Source organism: Pantoea sp. X-Soil-YNGN-785 (genome assembly GCF_059730585.1).
The window spans coordinates 1291979-1310131 of the sequence record NZ_AP035942.1 but is presented as its reverse complement, the minus strand read 5'-3'; the positions used below and the strand labels follow the sequence as shown (position 1 = coordinate 1310131).

Here is an 18153-nt window from a genome sequence, read left to right as displayed (position 1 = left end):
TCCGTCATCCAGCGTTTTCGGAGCCGATTTCTTTTTACAGCACGGGACGTTACCGGAAAAGGCAGAGTGTGATCCATCCGCTTTTTTTGTCCGAGTCGTGGACCGGCTTTTACGCGTTTTTTCACTACTTTACGTCGCAGTTTGACCGAAACCAAAGATTTCTCATTTGCATCTGGCCTTTCAGGGCTGACAAAGGGGATCAGGTTAACGCCCGGAGAATGAGCCGGGCGGGTTCAGGCAATGATGGCAGCCACGGTGGAGGTAGCCGGGGGAAGAGATTTAGCGCTTAACCATACTGCTGCTGATGTGCTTTTTTGCGGCGCAGATAATCCTCATCCTCACGCAGTTTGTCCCAATAAGCTTTGAAGATAGCCGCCGCTGCGGCCTTTTCCTCATTGACGCCGCGCGGCAGCTCCTTGCCGTCCGCGTCATATTTGCGGCCGCCTTTGTGGTTACTGTAACGCCGCGCCCGGGTGTACCCCATCTGGATAAATTTGCGCGCCATATCCATGCCGACAAAATCGTCCTGACGCCGGTAATCCTCAAACAGCGCCATGATTTTTTCAGCCGACTCTTCAGCAATGGGAACGGTGCGAAAACGCCAGTGCGGCAGAATTTCGCCTTTATAAGGCTCGACCATCAGCACACCCTGCTCACCTCGCCCGACCTGATAAAGCTCGGGATGCTGGCGGAAGTCGATCGTGCTGAAGTCCTGATCATAATCGAAAGGTTTCATTTCTTTAGTTTAGGATCAAGTGCGTCACGTAGCCCGTCACCGAGCAAATTAAATGCCAGAACCGTGAAGAAAATCGCCAGACTGGGGAAAATCGCCACGTGCGGGGCAATCACCATGTCGGCCCGCGCCTCATTCAGCATGGCGCCCCACTCCGGCGTGGGCGGCTGCGCGCCCAGCCCGAGAAACGACAGACTGGCGGCGGTGATGATGGAGGTGCCGACCCGCATAGTGAAATAGACCACAATCGGCGATACCGTGCCGGGCAGAATATGCCGCATCAGGATCGTCCAGTCAGACGCGCCGATGCTGCGTGCCGACTCAATATAGGTCTGATGTTTCAGCACCAGCGTGTTACCGCGTACCAGACGGGCAAAGGCCGGGATGCTGAAGATAGCGACTGCCACAATCACGTTGCTCATGCCGCTGCCCATAATCGCCACCACCGCAATCGCCAGCAGAATGCCGGGAAAGGCAAACAGTACATCACAGATGCGCATGGTGATACGGTCCCACCAGCCCTCGTAATACCCGGCTAACAGCCCGAAAAGTGTGCCAATCACTGCGCCAATCACCACCGAGAAAAAGCCGGCAATCAGGGAAATACGCGTGCCGACCAGCACCCGGCTGAAGATGTCGCGACCCAGCGAATCGACGCCAAAATAATGCATCAGCGACGGACCGTCGTTGAGCCGGTCATAATCGAAGTAGTTCTCTGCGTCGAACGGCGCAATCCAGGGGGCGATCACCGCCAGTACAATCAGTATCAGCACAAACACCCCGGCCAGCAGCGCCACCGGCTGACGCCGGAAGCGTCGCCAGAACTCACGCCACGGCGTACGCACCCGGTTCTCCGCTATCAGCGGCATCGTTTTCAGGGCCGCTTCACGTCGCCAGTTTTTCATCGCGACTCCTTGAAGCGAATAGCGGGGTTAATCACCGCATAGAGCATGTCGACAAACAGATTGATCAGAATAAACTCCAGAGAAAACAGCAGTACTTCGGCCTGAATAACCGGATAGTCGCGCATCGCCACGGAGTCGACCAGCAGACGCCCCAGGCCCGGCCAGTTAAACACCACCTCGACCACGATTGAGCCACCCAGCAGAAAACCAAACTGCAACCCCATCATCGTGACCACCGGGATCATCGCGTTGCGCAGGCCATGTTTCACCACCACCAGCGACTCGCGTACCCCTTTGGCCCGGGCGGTACGCATGTAATCTTCCTGCATCACCTCCACGAACGAAGCGCGGGTAAACCGTGCCATGACCGCGGCGACCGCTGCACCTAAAGTGATGGAGGGCAGAATGTAATGCTTCCAGCTCTCAGCGCCGACGGTGGGCAGCCAGCCCAGCTCAACCGAGAAGACCTGCATCAGCAGCATCCCCAGCGCAAAGGCGGGAAACGAAATGCCCGACACCGCCAGCGTCATCCCCAGCCTGTCGGGCCAGCGGTTACGCCAGACCGCCGAAACGATGCCGATGGTCATGCCAAAAATCACCGCCCAGATCATGCTGGCAAGCGTCAGCCACAGTGTCGGCATAAAGCGTGAGGCGATCTCATCCGCAACCGGCCGCTTTGAGACCATCGACTGACCGAAATCACCCTGCAGCGCATTCAGCATAAAGTGCCAGAACTGCTGTGGCAGCGGCAGATCCAGACCCAGCTCCTGACGCACCAGCGCCACCACCGAGGCATCCGCTTCCGGCCCGGCGATCAGGCGCGCCGGGTCGCCCGGCAGCAGGTGAACAAACAGGAATACCAGCACCGCCACGATCAGCAGCGTGGGGATCAGCCCAAACAGTCGTTTGAGAAAGTAGTTAAACATGCAACATCCTGCAGTTGCGGCCAGCCACACGGGCTGGCCGGCTCCGTTACTTCAGCGTGGCCTCATCAAAATTGAATGAGGTATCGGGCATCACATAAAAACCAGTCAGGTTTTTGCTGTTGGCAGAAACCAGCTGCTCAACCACCAGCGGGATCCACGGATGGTCCTGCCAGATGGTGTCCTGTGCCTCTTTGTAGAGACGCGCTTTTTCAGCACGGTCGGTGGTTTTCAGCGCATCGGCCAGATCTTTATCGACCTTCGGATTGCTGTAAAACGCGGTGTTAAAGATTGCCGGTGGCCAGGCTGCGGTGGCAAACAGTGGCGTCAGCGCCCAGTCGGCTTCACCGGTTGAGGCGGACCAGCCGGTGTAGAACATGCGCACGTTGCTCTCTTTCTGGCCTTTACCTTCGACTTCAGCAGCACGCTGACCCGCATCCATCGCCGTGACTTTTACCTTCACGCCAATCTGCGCCAGCTGCTGCTGAGTGAACTGCAGCACCTTCTGCGCGGTGCTGTGGTTGTGCGACGACCAGAGCGTAGTTTCAAATCCGTTCGGGTAGCCTGCCTCTTTCAACAACGCTTTCGCTTTAGCGGGATCGTAGCTGATAGCCGGATAGGTCTGCGCAAAGTCGATGGCGGGCGGCACGATGCCGGTCGCAGGCGTGGCGTAACCGGCGAAGGCCACTTTCGCCAGCGCCTGACGGTTGATGGCATACTCGAGCGCTTCACGTACCTTCGGATTGTCGAACGGCTTCTGCGTCACGTTAAGGCTGATGTAACGCTGCATAATCGAAGGCGTGGTCACCACATCGAGCTTACTGTTCTTCTCCAGCAGTTTTGCCTGCTCATAAGGCACCGGGAACGCAAGGTTCGCTTCGCCGGTCTGCAGCATGGCCGCGCGGGTATTGTTATCCACCACCGGTCGCCAGGTAATGCTGTCCAGCTTCGGATAGCCCGGTTTCCAGTAGCCATCCCACTTTTTCACCTTCACAAAGTCGGTCTGATTCCAGGTTTCAAACACAAACGGACCGGTGCCCACCGGATGGAAGCCGATCTCTTTGCCATATTTTTTCAGCGCGGCAGGCGAAATCATTGCTGCCGCCGGATGGGCCAGATTGTTGATAAAGGCTGAGAACGGCTCTTTCAGCGTCACTTTCACCGTGGTCGGATCGACGACTTCGGTGCTGGCAATGCGTTTAAACAGGTTATAGCGCTTAAGATGGTTATCCGGATTGCTGGCGCGATCGAGGTTGACCTTCACCGCGTCCGCATTGAAGTCCGTGCCATCCTGGAATTTAACCCCGGAGCGCAGCTTAATCGTGTACGTCAGGCCGTCGGCGCTGGCCTGGTAGCTCTCCGCCAGCACATTGGTGAGTTTCATATCCTTATCGAAGCCAAACAGCCCCTGATAGAACGATTTCGCCACCGCCTGCGACAGCGTGTCATTGGCATCATAGGGATCGAGCGTGGTGAAGTTGGACGCGACGGCAATCACCGCATCCTGTGCTGCCCAGGCGGGCAATGTCATTGCGCTGCTTAACACGCCAGCCGCCAGTAACCCTTTACGCATCGTAATCTGCATCTTGTTCTCCTGTAATCCCTGTCGGGTTGGTCGCCGGGGCGACATCTTCACTGTTCAGGTCGCGCTGATAACGTGGCGGGCGACGAAATGACCCGGAGCCACCTCCATCAGCGGCGCCACTTCAGGTTCATCCCCTAAGGCATGAATCGGGCTGGGGATCTCATCGACCAGTAAGGCGCGTTCACGATGCCGGTGCGCCGGATCGGCTACCGGCACCGCGGCCATGAGTTTTCGGGTATAGGGGTGCTGAGGCTGTTCAAACACCGCCTGACGCGGCCCTATCTCAACAATCTGACCGAGATACATTACCGCCACACGGTGGCTGACACGCTCCACCACCGCCATATCGTGAGAAATAAACAGAAAGGCGATGCCAAACTCGCGCTGCAGGTCGAGCATCAGATTAATAATCTGCGCCTGAATCGACACATCCAGCGCCGAGACGGACTCATCGGCGATGACCACCTTCGGATTCAGCGCCAGCGCGCGGGCAATACAGATACGCTGGCGCTGCCCGCCGGAAAACTCATGCGGATAGCGCTGAGCATGTTCCGGCAGCAGACCGACTTTATCCAGTAACCAGGCGACGCGCTGCTCCGCCTCACGACGCGGCATCGTCTTGTGGACCAGCAGCGGCTCCATAATTGAGAAGCCAACCGTCAGTCGGGGATCAAGCGAGGCGTAGGGATCCTGGAAAATAAACTGAATATCGCGCCGCAGATGGGCGAGCGCAGCACCTGAGAGATGGTCGATGCGCTGTCCGTCAAATGTCAGCGTGCCGCCCTGGCTGGCAACCAGCTTCAGCAGCGAGCGTCCGGTGGTCGATTTACCACAGCCCGACTCCCCCACCAGCGCCAGGGTCTCTCCGGCATAGAGATCAAAACTGACTTTTTCGACGGCATGAACCCGGCTTTTGACGCGATTCAGCAGGCCGCCGCGAATATCGAAGCGGGTGACCAGATCGCGTACCTGCAGAATGGGGGGCTGCAGGCGGCGAACCGTATCCTGCGGCACGTCATCAACGGCGTCGCTATGCAGCAGCGGAAACTTGGCCGGCAGGGGCTGCCCCTGCATCGAACCTAGCTTTGGCACAGCCGCCAGCAGCGCCTGGGTGTAGGGCTGCTGCGGTGCGCTGAACAGTTCGGCGACGGGCGCATTCTCCACCACATCGCCGCGATACATGACCTGAACGCGATCGGCCATTTCGGCGACCACGCCCATATCGTGCGTGATAAAAATCACCCCCATCTGCATCTCTTTTTGCAGCACACGGATGAGTTGCAGAATCTGCGCCTGAATAGTGACGTCAAGTGCGGTGGTCGGCTCATCGGCAATCAGCAGCGCCGGTTTGCAGCAGAGCGCCATCGCAATCATCACGCGCTGACGCATTCCGCCTGAGAGCTGATGCGGAAAACGAGACAGGACATTGTGCGCATCGGGAATGCGCACCAGATCGAGCATCCGGCGCGCCTCTGCCAGTGCCCCGGCGTGGCTCAGCCCCTGATGAAGACGGATGGATTCAGCAATCTGCTCGCCCACGGAGAAGACCGGATTCAGCGAGGTCATTGGCTCCTGAAAGATCATTGCCATATCCGCGCCGCGCACCCGACGCATCTGACTTTTTGAAGCGCGCATCAGATCCAGCACCTCGCCATTGCGACGACGTAATTGCACCTCACCGCTCACCCTGCCGCCAGCCTGCTCAATCAGTCGCATCAGCGCCAGCGAGGTGACCGATTTTCCTGAACCTGACTCTCCTACCAGCGCCAGCGTTTCGCCGCGAAACAGATCGAGTGACAAATGACGCACCGCGTCTGTGACGGTGGCTTCGTGCTGAAAACGCACACTGAGATCGCGTACCGCCAGCACCTGATCAGGGGCCAGCGGCGGTAGCGTTTGCCTGTCGCTCATTTCTGCATCCTTAACTTTCGCGATAGATAGCGACCTCAGCCGCCTCGCCGACCCGCGCAACGCCCCGGTACATCCCTTCGCTGTTGAACGGCAGCGCCACGTTGCCTGCGCGATCGATGGCAATTAAGCCGCCACTGCCGCCCAGTTCCAGCACGCTGTCATGAATAACGTTAACACTTGCCTGTTGCAACGAGCGTCCGACGTAGCGCATCTGCGCGGCCACATCGTAAGCCGCCAGCGTCCGCATAAAGACTTCACCGGTGCCGGTACAGGAGACCGCCACGCTGTCGTTGCTGGCGTAGCAGCCCGCGCCCGGCAGCGGCGAGTCGCCGACGCGTCCGGCCTGCTTGTTAGTCATCCCGCCCGTTGACGTGGCTGCAGCGAGGTTGCCCGCCAGATCCAGCGCGACCGCCCCGACAGTGCCGAACTTACGGTCCGGGTCGAGCGGGTCGTCGCTATGTGCGGCACCATCATGGTCCAGCACCGCGGTATCGCTGTTGAGCGCGCGCTGCAGCTGCTCCCAGCGTTCCGGCGTCGAAAAGTAATCAGGTTCGACCGTTTCCAGCCCCTGCGCCACGGCAAACTGCTCCGCGCCTTCCCCGATAAACAGCACATGCTCGCTTTTTTCCAGCACGGCACGTGCCGCCAGGACCGGATTACGTAATCGCGTTACGCCTGCGACCGCGCCCGCTTCCAGCGTGCGGCCATCCATAATGCAGGCATCAAGTTCATGGGTGCCCTGATGGGTGAAGACCGCGCCTTTGCCCGCGTTAAACAGCGGACACTCTTCCAACAGTCGTACGGCCTCGGTTACCGCATCGAGTGCACTGCCGCCCTGAGCCAGTATCTGCTGACCCTGAGTGACAATATCGTGGAGCGCCTGACGGTAGCGTTGCTCCTTTTCAGCGCTCATTGCTGCGCGCGAAATCGCACCTGCGCCGCCGTGAATGGCGATCACTGCATTGACCATAACGCTCTACCCTGTGATTGCATCAGGACGAAAAACACTGATTTAAAATGGTTTTCACCCATTTTTGGTGATTTTTGACTATAGAAAGCCTGCTAAGTGTTGTAAAGCGGAAACTGTTCCTGTGGTTATAACCTTTTCTTACCGCCATATTTCACTTTGGTCGCAATGACCGGCAGGTCAGGCCGACGCCGATGTGACTCAGCGACCAATTCCCACCATAATAGGCAGCATCTGAAATAACCAGGCTGGACTGTTCATGGAAAGTTTTACTGCAGGTTTGATCTCCCTTGAGGAGGCGCAACAAAAAATGTTGTCACAGCTGACGCCCGTCACCGACTCACTGAGCGTGCCGCTGGCCGAGGCGGTCGGGCGCATCACCGCAACCGCAGTCACCTCACCGATTGCCGTGCCGCCCTTTGATAACTCCGCGATGGACGGTTACGCCGTCAGGCTGGCCGATGTCAGCAGCGGACAACCGCTTCCCGTGGCAGGCAAGGCCTTTGCTGGCGCGCCGTTCAGCGGTGAGTGGCCGCAGGGCAGCGTGATTCGCATCATGACCGGTGCGCCGGTGCCCGCAGGCTGTGAAGCGGTAGTAATGCAGGAGCAGACCGAAGCTCAGGGCGATGCGATTGTCATTACCGCGCCGGTGCGTCAGGGACAGAATATTCGCCTGACCGGTGATGATATTCAGCCGGGCCATGTGGTGATGGAAGCGGGTACGCGTCTGGGTGCCGCCGAGCTGCCGCTGCTCGCCTCGCTGGGTATCGCCGAGGTCAGCGTGCTACGAAAACTGCGGGTGGCTATCTTCTCCACCGGTGATGAACTTCAGCCGGTCGGTGAGCCGCTGGCAGACGGTCAGATATATGACACCAACCGTTTTGCCGTCTCGCTGATGCTGCATAAGCTGGGCTGCGAAGTCATCGACCTTGGCATTATCAAAGACGATCCCGCTGCTCTGCGCGCCGCATTTGAGGAAGCCGATCGGCAGGCCGATGTGGTGATCAGCACCGGTGGCGTTTCTGTGGGTGAAGCGGATTTCACCAAAAGCATGCTGGAAGAGCTCGGTGCCATCAGTTTCTGGAAGCTGGCGATCAAGCCCGGCAAGCCGTTTGCCTTTGGCCGCCTTAACAGCAGCTGGTTCTGTGGCCTGCCGGGTAACCCGGTCTCCGCCGCCGTCACTTTCTATCAACTGGTGCAGCCGCTGCTTGCCACCCTCACGGGCCAGCAGAAATCCGCCTTGCCACCCCGTCAGAAAGTGCGCTGCGCCTCGCGCCTGAAAAAGTCACCGGGCCGGCTCGACTTCCAGCGCGGCATCCTGCGCCAGAACGCACAGGGTGAACTGGAGGTGGAGACCACCGGAATGCAGGGTTCGCACGTCTTCAGCTCTTTCGCCCAGGCGAACTGCTTTATTGTGCTGGAACGGGATCGCGGCAACGTGGAACCGGGTGAATGGGTTGAGGTGGAACCGTTCAACGCCCTGCTGGAGGCGTAAATGCTGCCTGAATTAAGTGATGAGGAGATGCTGCGCTACAACCGACAGATTGTTCTGCGCGGCTTTGATTTTGAGGGGCAGGAGCGGCTGAAAGCCAGTCACGCGCTGGTCGTCGGGCTGGGCGGGCTGGGCTGCGCGGCTGCGCCCTACCTTGCTTCTGCCGGCGTCGGCAATCTGACGCTGCTGGACTTCGATACCGTGTCGCACTCGAACCTGCAACGGCAGATCCTGCATCATGACGCGGATATCGGCCGCGCTAAAGTGGACTCTGCCGCACAAAGCCTGGCCGCCATCAATCCACACTGCCAGCTGCATCCGGTTAATGGACAGCTGGACGATGCGGCGCTGCTGGCGCTGATTGCCCAACAGCAGGTGGTGCTGGACTGCACTGACAATGTTGCGGTTCGCGAGCAGCTTAACCGGCTCTGCCGACAGCAGCGGGTACCACTGGTTTCAGGCGCCGCAATTCGGATGGAAGGTCAGATCAGCGTATTCAACTGGCAGCCTGGCACCCCCTGTTATCGCTGCATCAGCCGCCTGTTTGGCGAACAGACCCTGAGCTGCGTGGAAGCAGGCGTTATGGCCCCGCTGGTGGGTGTGATTGGTGCGATGCAGGCGATGGAAGCCATTAAAGTGCTGACATCCTTTGGCACGCCCGCCGCCAGCCGGTTGCTGATGTACGATGCGATGAGCGCGGAGTTCCGCAGCATGAAAGTGGCGCAGGACGCGCATTGTGAAGTGTGTGGCGGTGGGGCTAGCAAAACATCAGCTTCCTGAAGCTCGCACAGCTGTGATGCCTGGCCTGCTTCGGAAACACGGTCAGATCGGAAAGTCGCTTAAACCATCCCTGGGCGCTCTGCCCGCGAGATTACGCACCTCATCCCTGAGGTGCGTAGTCGCCCGCGCTGAGCATGCCATGGATGGCGTCCTTTGCGTCTTTGCGAAAGGCGTATGCTCCCTGAGCCTATGCTGAACTTCCCCTGAACCCGCTTATAACCCTTAACTACTGGGTCATAAGCAATGAAATTCTCAGCACCACAGGCCAAAAAAAACGGGGTGGCCTGAGCCACCCCGTTTTTATCAGACGATACCCTGACTGCGCAGGTAATCTTCGTAATTACCGGTGAAGTCCACCACCTTGTCTGCTTTCAGCTCAATCACGCGGGTTGCCAGCGAGCTGACAAATTCGCGGTCATGCGAAACAAACACTAGCGTGCCTTCATACATCTCCAGCGCCATATTGAGCGATTCAATCGACTCCATATCGAGGTGGTTGGTCGGCTCATCCATAATCAGGATGTTCGGTTTTTCCATCATCAGCTTACCGAACAGCATACGACCCTTCTCACCACCGGAAAGCACTTTGGCCGGCTTCTTAATATCATCCTGCGAAAACAGCAGACGACCGAGAATACCGCGAATGGTCTGCTCATCATCGCCCGGCTGTTTCCACTGACTCATCCAGTCAAATACCGTCAGATCATTGGCAAAATCATCGGCGTGATCCTGAGCGTAATAACCAATACGCGCATTCTCTGACCATTTCACCGTGCCATTATCTGGCGTAAGCTGACCCACCAGCGATTTCAACAGTGTTGACTTACCAATACCGTTGGCACCGATTACCGCCAGCTTCTCGCCCACTTCCAGCAGCAGATTTAAATTCTTAAACAGCGGACCGTTATCAAATCCTTTGGTTAATCCTTCCACTTCCAGCGCATTACGGAACAGTTTCTTGTCCTGCTCAAAACGGATAAACGGGTTCTGACGACTGGAGGCTTTCACTTCATCCAGTTTAATTTTATCCATCTGCTTAGCACGTGAAGTCGCCTGACGTGATTTAGAGGCGTTGGCGCTAAAACGACTGACGAACGATTGTAAGTCAGCAATCTGCGCTTTCTTTTTGGCATTATCAGATAACAGACGTTCACGTGCCTGCGTTGCTGCGGTCATATATTCGTCATAATTACCGGAATAAACCCGCAGCTCGCCATAATCCAAATCGGCCATGTGGGTGCAGACCATATTAAGGAAGTGACGGTCATGCGAAATGATAATCATGGTGCTGTCACGCTCGTTCAGCACCTGCTCCAGCCAGCGAATCGTATCGATGTCCAGGTTGTTCGTCGGTTCGTCGAGTAACAAAATATCCGGATTAGAAAACAGCGCCTGCGCCAGCAGCACACGCAATTTAAAGCCCGGAGCGATTTCGCTCATCGGGCCATAATGCTGTTCAACCGGAATGCCGACGCCGAGTAATAATTCACCGGCACGCGACTCGGCGCTATAGCCATCCATCTCACCGTAAAGCGCTTCAAGATCGCCGACTTTATACCCCTCTTCTTCGCTCATTTCTGGCAAAGAATAAATGCGGTCGCGCTCCTGCTTTACTTCCCATAATTCATGGTGACCCATGATAACGGTGTCCAGCACGCTGAATTGTTCAAAGGCGAACTGATCCTGACGCAACTTACCGATGCGCTCGTTGGGATCGTAAGAGACGTTGCCGCCTGAAGGCACCAGATCGCCACCCAAAATCTTCATGAAGGTGGATTTTCCGCTGCCGTTCGCACCGATTAAACCGTAACGATTACCGCCGCCAAATTTAACGGAGATATTTTCGAACAGTGGCTTGCTGCCAAACTGCATGGTGATATTGCTGCTAACTAACACGGCATTGACCTTTGTGAAGAGAATGGATGAAAAAACGGCGGCTATTATGCCAGATGTGACGCAGCGCACGCCAGCGTCAGGCGAGGATTCCTGGCGGGGTGATTGATATCCCGACAGAAATAAAAAAGCCGGAGGACCCTAATGGCCCCCCGGCTCCCACTTACAAGGATTGTGTTGATCAATCGATCAGGAAACTGTCCAGGCTTTTACCGGAATCCAGCGCTTTTTTAATCGCTGCCGGGGTGCGGCCCTGACCTGTCCATGATTTCTGCTCACCGTTTTCATCGGTGTAAGAATATTTAGCCGGACGCGGCGCACGCTTGGTGCGTTTTTTTCCGCTTTCCAGCGCACCTAATAATTCATTAGGATCGATGCCGTCAGCCAGCAGCATTTCGCGATATTTAGACAGCTTTTCTTCTTTTTCGCGATTCTGCGTCTCTTCCGCTTCTGCTTCTTCGCGGCGCTCAGTAACAACAACGGTTAATTTTTCCAGGATCTCTTCAAGATCGGTCAGTGGCAGTTCACGAGCCTGGGCACGTAATGTGCGAATATTGTTCAGTACTTTAAATGCGTCACTCATCACAATGTCCTTGATTAAGGGGGGTTAATAAAACTGTAGCGCCAAGATTACCTAATTCAAATAAAAAAATAAATTATTTTTACGCTACAGATAATTCTTAAGTATTAATTCAGACAAAACAGCACTATTAAAATCGGCAGTGCCTGACGTTTTATTAACGCTGAATTAACAACAAATCGTGCTCCGGTTCCATTGTTGAAAACGATTTCAGAGGCTTTATACCGAAAGCTGACCGTTTACCTTATCTACTAAAGTGGGTTTTTACAGCATCATTATTTACCGATGCGCACCTGCTGATAGCCGATTAAAAACATGCTCTGATCGCGATCTCAGTCACACCAGCTTACAGATTATGCTTAAAAATCGCCCTCCAGGCCGTTAAATAGCCCAAAATAATTAACGCCCTGATGAATTTTTAATAATGCCCGCTGCTATCTGTTAACTTTTTTTTGCCGCTGCGTTTAGCAGCAGAGTCAGATTATTCGCAGTTCCCTCAGCTGTGCAATAACAGTTCTACCTGACGCAGGCGGAGGAATAGTTGCGCCCGGGTTACCTGCCTGCTCATGAGGCGACTTAAAAAATCCGTTCAGGAAATAAATTCAGAAAGGTGACAGAGTTCAAAAAGCTGAATCAGAATAGACCAGCAACATAAAAATAACGTCGCTTCTCGGTTGCTTAAAATAACCCTGTGCTTATCACGCGTTTATTTTCTGCTGCCTGTGTCGGGCAGAGCGTCGGTGAGACACCTGGTTATTCAACAGGTTAGATAATCATCAATCGCCGGGAGAGGCTGTCAGCCTCTGACGTAATGCTGACAGGAAGAAAGATTAAGGGCGGTTACTGCACAGAGGCAGCGACCGCCAGAGGACTAATTTGCCTGGGTGGCCGGGCCAAATACCGGATATTGCGGCATTTCAACGTTCTGGTACGTTTCCCAACCGCCGCCCAGCGCTTTATAGAGCGCAACTAAATCAAGAGCGCTCTGCATCCGCGCCTGTGTCGCCTGCTCCTGTGCCTGCGCCAGCTGACGCTGTGCATCCAGCACCTCAAGGAAGGTTGAAAGCCCCTGCCGGTAACTGTCGCTGGCGAGATCAAAGGCGCGCTGAAGGGCACCGGTCGTCTCATCCAGCGCAGTGACACGCTGCTGATCGGCGCGATAGCTGACCAGCGCATTCTCCACATCCTGCAATGCCGTCAGCACCGTCTGACGGTAATCCAGTGCGGCGCTGGCCTGCTGTGCCCGGGCGAGTTTGACGCTCGACACCAGCTGTCCACCCTGGAAGATCGGAATCGACAGCGACGGACCGTAACTGTAGAAATGGCTGCTCCAGTTATCCAGATAGCTGACGTCGGTATTGCGCAGGCCCAGCTGACCCGTCAGTGACAGGCTCGGGAAAAGCTGCGCCACAGACACGCCAATCTCAGCGGTTTGAGCATGCAGCGTCGCTTCAGCCTGACGAATATCGGGACGACGACGTGCCAGCGTGGAGGGAATACCCACCGGGACAAACTGCGGTAGCGGTGGTAACGCTTTTGGCGTACTGAGTTCAGCATCCAGCGCACCCGGCGTTTTACCAAGCAGCACCGCCAGCCCGTTCATCGCCTGTCGTGCCTGTGACTGATACTGCGGCAGTTGCGCCTGCAGCGTGCTGAGCTGGGCTCGGGCATTTTCCACATCGGTCAGCGGTGCCAGTCCATTCTGCTGCTGACTCTGCGTAAGCTCGGTGGTCTGCTGCGCTACCTCAATCTGCTGCTGCAGCGTCTGAATGGTGCTCTGCGCGCCTCGCAGCTGCAGCCAGGCTCGCGCTACTTCGGCTTCCAGTGAGACCAGCGCATCATTGCGCTGCTCTATCGCCGCCTGCTGCTGTGCATTAGCGGCCTCAACCTGACGGCGCACTTTGCCCCACAGATCAAGTTCCCAGCTGGCATCAAAGCTACCCTGATAAAGGTTAACCGGCTGGGTCAGGCCATTGAGCTGGCTGGCCACGTTGCTGTCGAGCTGATCGGTCGCACCATTGGATTCCAGCAAGCCTTTAAGTCCAAGCTGCTGTCGCGTCACTTTGGCCGAACCGCTCAGACTCGGCAACAGACTCCCCTGCGCCTGTGTCAGCTGTTCACGCGCCCCGGCAATGCGCAGCACCGTCTGCTGCAGGCTCAGGTTACCGGCGATCGCCCGCTCAATCAGGCTGTCGAGCTGTGGATCGTTGAAGCTACGCCACCAGCGTGAATTAATGGCGGCAGTTTGCGGTTTTGACGCCTCCTGCGAATCCAGCGTGTTGTAGCTGCCCGGCACGACGGGTTTCGGTGCCTGATAGTCAGGTCCGACGGCGCAGCCTGCCAGCCCCAGGGCCAGCAGTAAACTCAGGGGTTTCAGGCGATGAGAGAAATAAACCTTCATGTTAGTGTGCTCCTGCACTGCCTTCGCTCTTAATCGGCGAAAGCAGCCAGCAAAATGGAATCAGAATCAGGGCGACAATACTCAGGCCTGAGAAGACATCGATGTAAGCGAGGATGCGCGACTGCGCAATCATCTCCTGATAGAGCTGTCCGGTTGCCAGCGTAACGGGATCACCCACCGCCGAGGTAAAATCACGTATCGCCTGCGCCCAGTGCTGAAGCGTAATGTTGAACGGCTCGTTCAGCGGCGTCATGTTATGCACCATATGCGCCGAGCGTACCTGCTCGCGTTCGGTGATGGCCGCGGTCGACAGCGAGATCCCAATCGATCCGGCCACGTTTCGGAACATGGTAAACAGCGCCGAGGCATCAGCATTAAGCCGCTGTGGAATGGTGACAAAGGCGATAGTCGTAAGCGGAACAAACAGGAAACCCAGCCCAATGGACTGTGCGCTGCGCATCAACACCAATGTTTTAAAATCGACATTGGGCGTTAAGGTGGAGGAGTAGAGAAACGCCACGGCCAGACAGCTGAAGCCAAACGCGATGATGTATCGCGTCTGCACAATCGGCATCAGTTTCAGCACCAGCGGAATCGTCAATACAATCAGCACCGCGCCAGGCGACAGCACCAGCCCTGACCAGGTGGCGGTGTACCCGAGATCCTGCTGCGCCAGCTGTGGCAACACCACGGAGCTGCCATAGAGAATCATCGCCATCCCAGCCATCAGCAGGCCAGCCACCCAGAAGTTGCGGTCTTTCATCACCAGAATATCGACCACCGGCTTACGGGCATACATCAGCCAGTAGATGGCCCCGACGATACCGACCAGCGCCAGCACCGCGAACAGCACGATAAAGTGTGAAGCGAACCAGTCCTCATCTTCTCCACGATCCAGCATCACCTGCAGGCAACCCAGCCCCAGCGTAATCAGACTGATACCGATGTAATCGATCTTCAGTTTGCCTTTGGCCCATTTACGCTCCCACGGTGGATCTTCCAGCAGTTGATAAATGGCCAGTACGGTCAGCACGCCGACCGGAATATTGATAAAGAAGACCCAGCGCCAGCTGTAGTTGTCGGTGATCCAGCCACCCAATGTCGGACCAATAACCGGCGCGACAATAATGGCGATAGAGGAGAGACCAAACGCCTTGCCGCGATCTTCCGGCTTGAAGTAGTCCAGCAGCACGGACTGCTGAACCGGCTGCAACCCGCCGCCAAAAAAGCCCTGCAGCACGCGGAACAGAATGATTTGCCAGAGTTCCGTGGCAATACCGCACAGAAACGAGCAGATGGTGAACATCACGATGCAGATCAGGAAAAACTGTTTACGGCCAAACAGCCGGCTGAAGAACGCAGAGATAGGCAGCACGATGCCGTTTGCCACCAGATAGGAGGTCAACACCCAGGTTGACTCATCGTAACTGGAAGAGAGCGAACCGGCGATATGCGGCAGCGCCACGTTAACGATGGTGGTGTCGAGGATCTCCATAAACACCGCCAGCGTCACCGTGATCGCCACTAACCACGGATTACTGGCGGGTTTCCAGCTCTGCGCCGTACTCATTCCACCGTTACCTTCGGTTCAACCGAGAGACCCAGCGGCAGCGGATGGTTCGGATCAAGGCCCTTATCGATAACGATTTTCACCGGCACGCGCTGAACGATTTTCACGTAGTTACCGGTGGCGTTTTCTGACGGGAAGGTTGAGAAGCGCGAACCGGAACCCATCTGAATACTGTCGACATGCCCTTCCAGCTTCATATCCGGCCAGGCATCGACGCTGATGTCCACTTTGTCGCCCGGATTCATCCGTTGCAGCTGAGACTCTTTGAAGTTCGCCGTGACCCAGATCTCAGGTGAGACCAGCGAGAACAGAGAGGAACCGGCCTGCACCAGGGTGCCCAGCTGAACGTTACGTTTAGTGATGAACCCGTCATAAGGCGCACGAACCTGGGTATAGGAGAGATTCAGATCGGCTGTACTTAACTGCGCCTTTGCCTGCTCAACCTGTTGCTGACGCGCTTCAACATTGGTCTCCTGCTGACGAATCTGCAGGGCGACCTGTGACGCAACTTCAACCTGCGCTTTCGCACTTTGTAACTGCGCCTGCGCCGACCGTAACTGCGCGGATGCGCTGTCAATATTACGCTGACTGGTCGCACGCGGGTCAACGCCACGCTGGCGACGATAATCCGCCTGCGCATTCAGCAAGTTTGCTTCTGCTTTCGCCTGGTCCGCCAGCGCCTGATCGCGCTGTGCCGGATACTGTACTTTTGACAGCGCCAGCTGTGCCTGCGCCTGATGCAGTTGTGCGACCGCTAAGCCAAGCTGCGCATTAGCCTGTTCACGCTGAGCACGGTTATCACTGGGATCGATTTCCACCAGCAGATCGCCCTTCTTCACCCGCTGGTTATCTTTTACCAGCAGTTTCACGACATAGCCGGACGCTTTAGGCGCAATGGTAACGGCATCGCCTTCAGTAAAGGCGTCATCGGTGGTTTCAATATTACGGGTAGAGAACCAGAACCAGAAGCCGACAATCAGCATCACCACCACCACCACCGCCAGAATAATCAGCGGCTTTTTACCGGGGCGTTTACGCTCAGGCTGCTGGTCGTTGTCCTGATTTTCCTCTGACTGACGGCTTTTATCCGTCGCGTTATCTGCGTCCTGCTGGTGTTGATCGCGTTGGTTATTCTCGCTCATAGTTCCCATCACTGGCTAAGGCCCTGATTCCGGGCATAAAGGTCCTGTTAACCTTATCTCGGAAATTGACAAAATCCAGTGCAACTTTACGAAACTTGATGAATGGCGCACATCCTGCCACTTGATGGGCGTAGCAGGATGCGTCCGGGCTAATGGAGTAACTGCAACAGCAGCCAGCCGCTGGCCATTGACCAGGCCAGCAGAGGAAGGGAAAAGAGATGGAATTGCCACCAGACAGCTTTGTCTTTCGCCATGCGCAGGGCAATCAGGTTAGCAAGCGATCCCGGCAGCAGACCGAATCCGCCAATGTTAACGGCCCAGGCGAGCACATCCGTCGGCGGTACTTTTTGCAGCAGCAGAATCGTTGCCGGGACGTTGCTGATCACCTGCGACAGCCCAATCGCCAGCAGATAGAGCTGTCCCTGGCCAAAATGCGCCACCGCATCAAAGTGCGCCTGCATCACCGGCAGACGCGTCAGCAGGAAGACGTCAATAAACATGGCGATAAATACTGCCAGCAGGCTCCAGTCGATGCGCAGCAGCACCGGACGTGCCATCACCAGGAAAGTGGCGAGGATCAGCAGCAGTATCCAGCCGGTGATCTCCAGCTCCAGACCGGCAATAAACAGCAGGTACAACACGACGCTGACGATAAAAAGCGGCTTCTGCCACTGCGGCTGTTCCGGGTTGTCATGCTTATCAATCGACCGCTTTGAAAAGCTGAACCAGGTTAACACCACCAGACTCAGCAGCAGCCAGGCGGCCAGCGGCAGCATCTGCACGATAAATGCCACCACGCTCAGCTTGCCGTGGCTCCACAACAGAATGTTTTGCGGATTGCCAACCGGCGTCAGCAGCGATCCGGCATTAACCGCCAGCGCCTCAAAAATAATCAGTCGCGAGATAGGTAAACGGGAGAACTTACGCAGCGTCAGCGTCAGCGGCACCAGAATGAACAGCGCCACATCGTTGGTTAAAAACGTCGAGAGCAACGCTGCAGCCAGCACCATAAAGAGTGCCAGCGCCCGTTCATGCCGGAAACGCGCAACCAGCCGTCCCCCCAGCACGTCAAAGTAGCCGCTGGTTTCCAGCCCTTTGGTCAGAATCAACAACCCGGTGAGCGTGATGATGGTATGCCAGTCTACGGCACCGGGCAGAGCGGCCCAGCGGAAATCCGCCAGAAATGCCAGAACTACACCAATCACGATTAGTAAATGCAAAATAGAGTCATGCAAAAAAGATCGAAGCAGTTGAGGCATGGTGAGGGTACG

At 56.3% G+C, this 18153-nt stretch carries 14 protein-coding genes; 2 read left to right on the top strand and 12 right to left on the bottom strand.

Translation table 11 applies throughout. The features are described 5' to 3' along the window. Window positions 1-286: 286 nt before the first annotated feature. The 6 genes from AC6I8E_RS06030 to AC6I8E_RS06005 are packed head-to-tail and all read right to left on the bottom strand — an operon-like array spanning window position 287 to window position 7027. A complete protein-coding gene (locus AC6I8E_RS06030; protein ID WP_013357267.1) occupies window positions 287-736 on the bottom strand; it encodes a DUF4385 domain-containing protein in 450 nt (149 codons plus the stop codon). Next, the gene (gene gsiD, locus AC6I8E_RS06025; protein WP_013357266.1) at window positions 733-1638 is read right to left on the bottom strand and encodes a glutathione ABC transporter permease GsiD; all 906 of its coding nucleotides are present in this window, start codon (window positions 1636-1638) and stop codon (window positions 733-735) included. The genes AC6I8E_RS06030 and gsiD overlap by 4 nt, the downstream gene beginning before the upstream one ends. Continuing rightward, window positions 1635-2564 carry a glutathione ABC transporter permease GsiC gene (gene gsiC / locus AC6I8E_RS06020; protein WP_013357265.1) on the bottom strand — a complete coding sequence of 310 codons (930 nt, stop codon included), beginning with the start codon at window positions 2562-2564 and terminating at the stop codon, window positions 1635-1637. Before gsiC ends, gsiD begins: the two co-directional genes overlap by 4 nt. A 46-nt stretch (window positions 2565-2610) precedes the next feature. Then, the gene (gene gsiB / locus AC6I8E_RS06015; RefSeq protein WP_033782461.1) at window positions 2611-4146 is read right to left on the bottom strand and encodes a glutathione ABC transporter substrate-binding protein GsiB; all 1536 of its coding nucleotides are present in this window, start codon (window positions 4144-4146) and stop codon (window positions 2611-2613) included. A gap of 54 nt (window positions 4147-4200) precedes the next feature. Further along, window positions 4201-6057: a dipeptide ABC transporter ATP-binding protein gene (locus AC6I8E_RS06010; RefSeq protein WP_497824537.1), complete on the bottom strand. Its 1857-nt coding sequence runs from the start codon at window positions 6055-6057 to the stop codon at window positions 4201-4203. Window positions 6058-6067: 10 nt separating this feature from the next. Continuing rightward, entirely contained in the window at window positions 6068-7027 is a 960-nt protein-coding gene (locus AC6I8E_RS06005; RefSeq protein ID WP_497824536.1) for an isoaspartyl peptidase/L-asparaginase family protein, read from the bottom strand. A 256-nt stretch (window positions 7028-7283) separates the two neighbouring features. Between AC6I8E_RS06005 and moeA the strand changes: the two genes are divergently transcribed. Together moeA and moeB are read left to right on the top strand one after the other, a co-directional pair. Beyond that, window positions 7284-8519, top strand: a complete 1236-nt coding sequence (gene moeA, locus AC6I8E_RS06000) for a molybdopterin molybdotransferase MoeA (RefSeq protein ID WP_497824535.1) — start codon at window positions 7284-7286, stop codon at window positions 8517-8519. Then, a complete protein-coding gene (gene moeB, locus AC6I8E_RS05995; protein ID WP_195857186.1) occupies window positions 8520-9296 on the top strand; it encodes a molybdopterin-synthase adenylyltransferase MoeB in 777 nt (258 codons plus the stop codon). It begins immediately after the preceding gene. A 303-nt stretch (window positions 9297-9599) separates the two neighbouring features. Here the strand turns inward: moeB and AC6I8E_RS05990 are convergent, their stop codons facing one another. From AC6I8E_RS05990 to AC6I8E_RS05965, 6 genes are all read right to left on the bottom strand, one after another. After that, on the bottom strand, window positions 9600-11192 hold the full coding sequence (locus tag AC6I8E_RS05990) for an ABC-F family ATPase (RefSeq protein ID WP_033782451.1): 1593 nt from the start codon (window positions 11190-11192) through the stop codon (window positions 9600-9602). 178 nt (window positions 11193-11370) lie between these two features. Beyond that, window positions 11371-11772 carry an H-NS family histone-like protein gene (locus AC6I8E_RS05985; RefSeq protein ID WP_003850507.1) on the bottom strand — a complete coding sequence of 134 codons (402 nt, stop codon included), beginning with the start codon at window positions 11770-11772 and terminating at the stop codon, window positions 11371-11373. Window positions 11773-12640: 868 nt separating this feature from the next. Further along, window positions 12641-14170: an efflux transporter outer membrane subunit gene (locus AC6I8E_RS05980; RefSeq protein WP_497824534.1), complete on the bottom strand. Its 1530-nt coding sequence runs from the start codon at window positions 14168-14170 to the stop codon at window positions 12641-12643. Window position 14171: 1 nt separating this feature from the next. Beyond that, window positions 14172-15740 (bottom strand): DHA2 family efflux MFS transporter permease subunit, encoded by a 1569-nt coding sequence (locus AC6I8E_RS05975; protein ID WP_013357256.1) that lies wholly within the window; start codon window positions 15738-15740, stop codon window positions 14172-14174. Further along, window positions 15737-16882, bottom strand: a complete 1146-nt coding sequence (locus AC6I8E_RS05970) for an HlyD family secretion protein (protein ID WP_033782445.1) — start codon at window positions 16880-16882, stop codon at window positions 15737-15739. The genes AC6I8E_RS05975 and AC6I8E_RS05970 overlap by 4 nt, the downstream gene beginning before the upstream one ends. 149 nt (window positions 16883-17031) lie before the next feature. Next, on the bottom strand, window positions 17032-18141 hold the full coding sequence (locus AC6I8E_RS05965; RefSeq protein ID WP_095707474.1) for an SLC13 family permease: 1110 nt from the start codon (window positions 18139-18141) through the stop codon (window positions 17032-17034). Between the last annotated feature and the right edge of the window lie 12 nt (window positions 18142-18153).

Bases quoted from the DNA above. Each gene is read 5' to 3' on its own strand.
- gsiD (WP_013357266.1), bottom strand. From the start codon at position 1,638: ATGAAAAACTGGCGACGTGAAGCGGCCCTGAAAACGATGCCGCTGATA.
- moeB (WP_195857186.1), top strand. From the start codon at position 8,520: ATGCTGCCTGAATTAAGTGATGAGGAGATGCTGCGCTACAACCGACAG.
- AC6I8E_RS06005 (WP_497824536.1), bottom strand. From the start codon at position 7,027: ATGGTCAATGCAGTGATCGCCATTCACGGCGGCGCAGGTGCGATTTCG.
- AC6I8E_RS06010 (WP_497824537.1), bottom strand. From the start codon at position 6,057: ATGAGCGACAGGCAAACGCTACCGCCGCTGGCCCCTGATCAGGTGCTG.
- gsiC (WP_013357265.1), bottom strand. From the start codon at position 2,564: ATGTTTAACTACTTTCTCAAACGACTGTTTGGGCTGATCCCCACGCTG.
- AC6I8E_RS06030 (WP_013357267.1), bottom strand. From the start codon at position 736: ATGAAACCTTTCGATTATGATCAGGACTTCAGCACGATCGACTTCCGC.
- moeA (WP_497824535.1), top strand. From the start codon at position 7,284: ATGGAAAGTTTTACTGCAGGTTTGATCTCCCTTGAGGAGGCGCAACAA.
- gsiB (WP_033782461.1), bottom strand. From the start codon at position 4,146: ATGCAGATTACGATGCGTAAAGGGTTACTGGCGGCTGGCGTGTTAAGC.
- AC6I8E_RS05975 (WP_013357256.1), bottom strand. From the start codon at position 15,740: ATGAGTACGGCGCAGAGCTGGAAACCCGCCAGTAATCCGTGGTTAGTG.
- AC6I8E_RS05985 (WP_003850507.1), bottom strand. From the start codon at position 11,772: ATGAGTGACGCATTTAAAGTACTGAACAATATTCGCACATTACGTGCC.
- AC6I8E_RS05980 (WP_497824534.1), bottom strand. From the start codon at position 14,170: ATGAAGGTTTATTTCTCTCATCGCCTGAAACCCCTGAGTTTACTGCTG.
- AC6I8E_RS05965 (WP_095707474.1), bottom strand. From the start codon at position 18,141: ATGCCTCAACTGCTTCGATCTTTTTTGCATGACTCTATTTTGCATTTA.
- AC6I8E_RS05970 (WP_033782445.1), bottom strand. From the start codon at position 16,882: ATGAGCGAGAATAACCAACGCGATCAACACCAGCAGGACGCAGATAAC.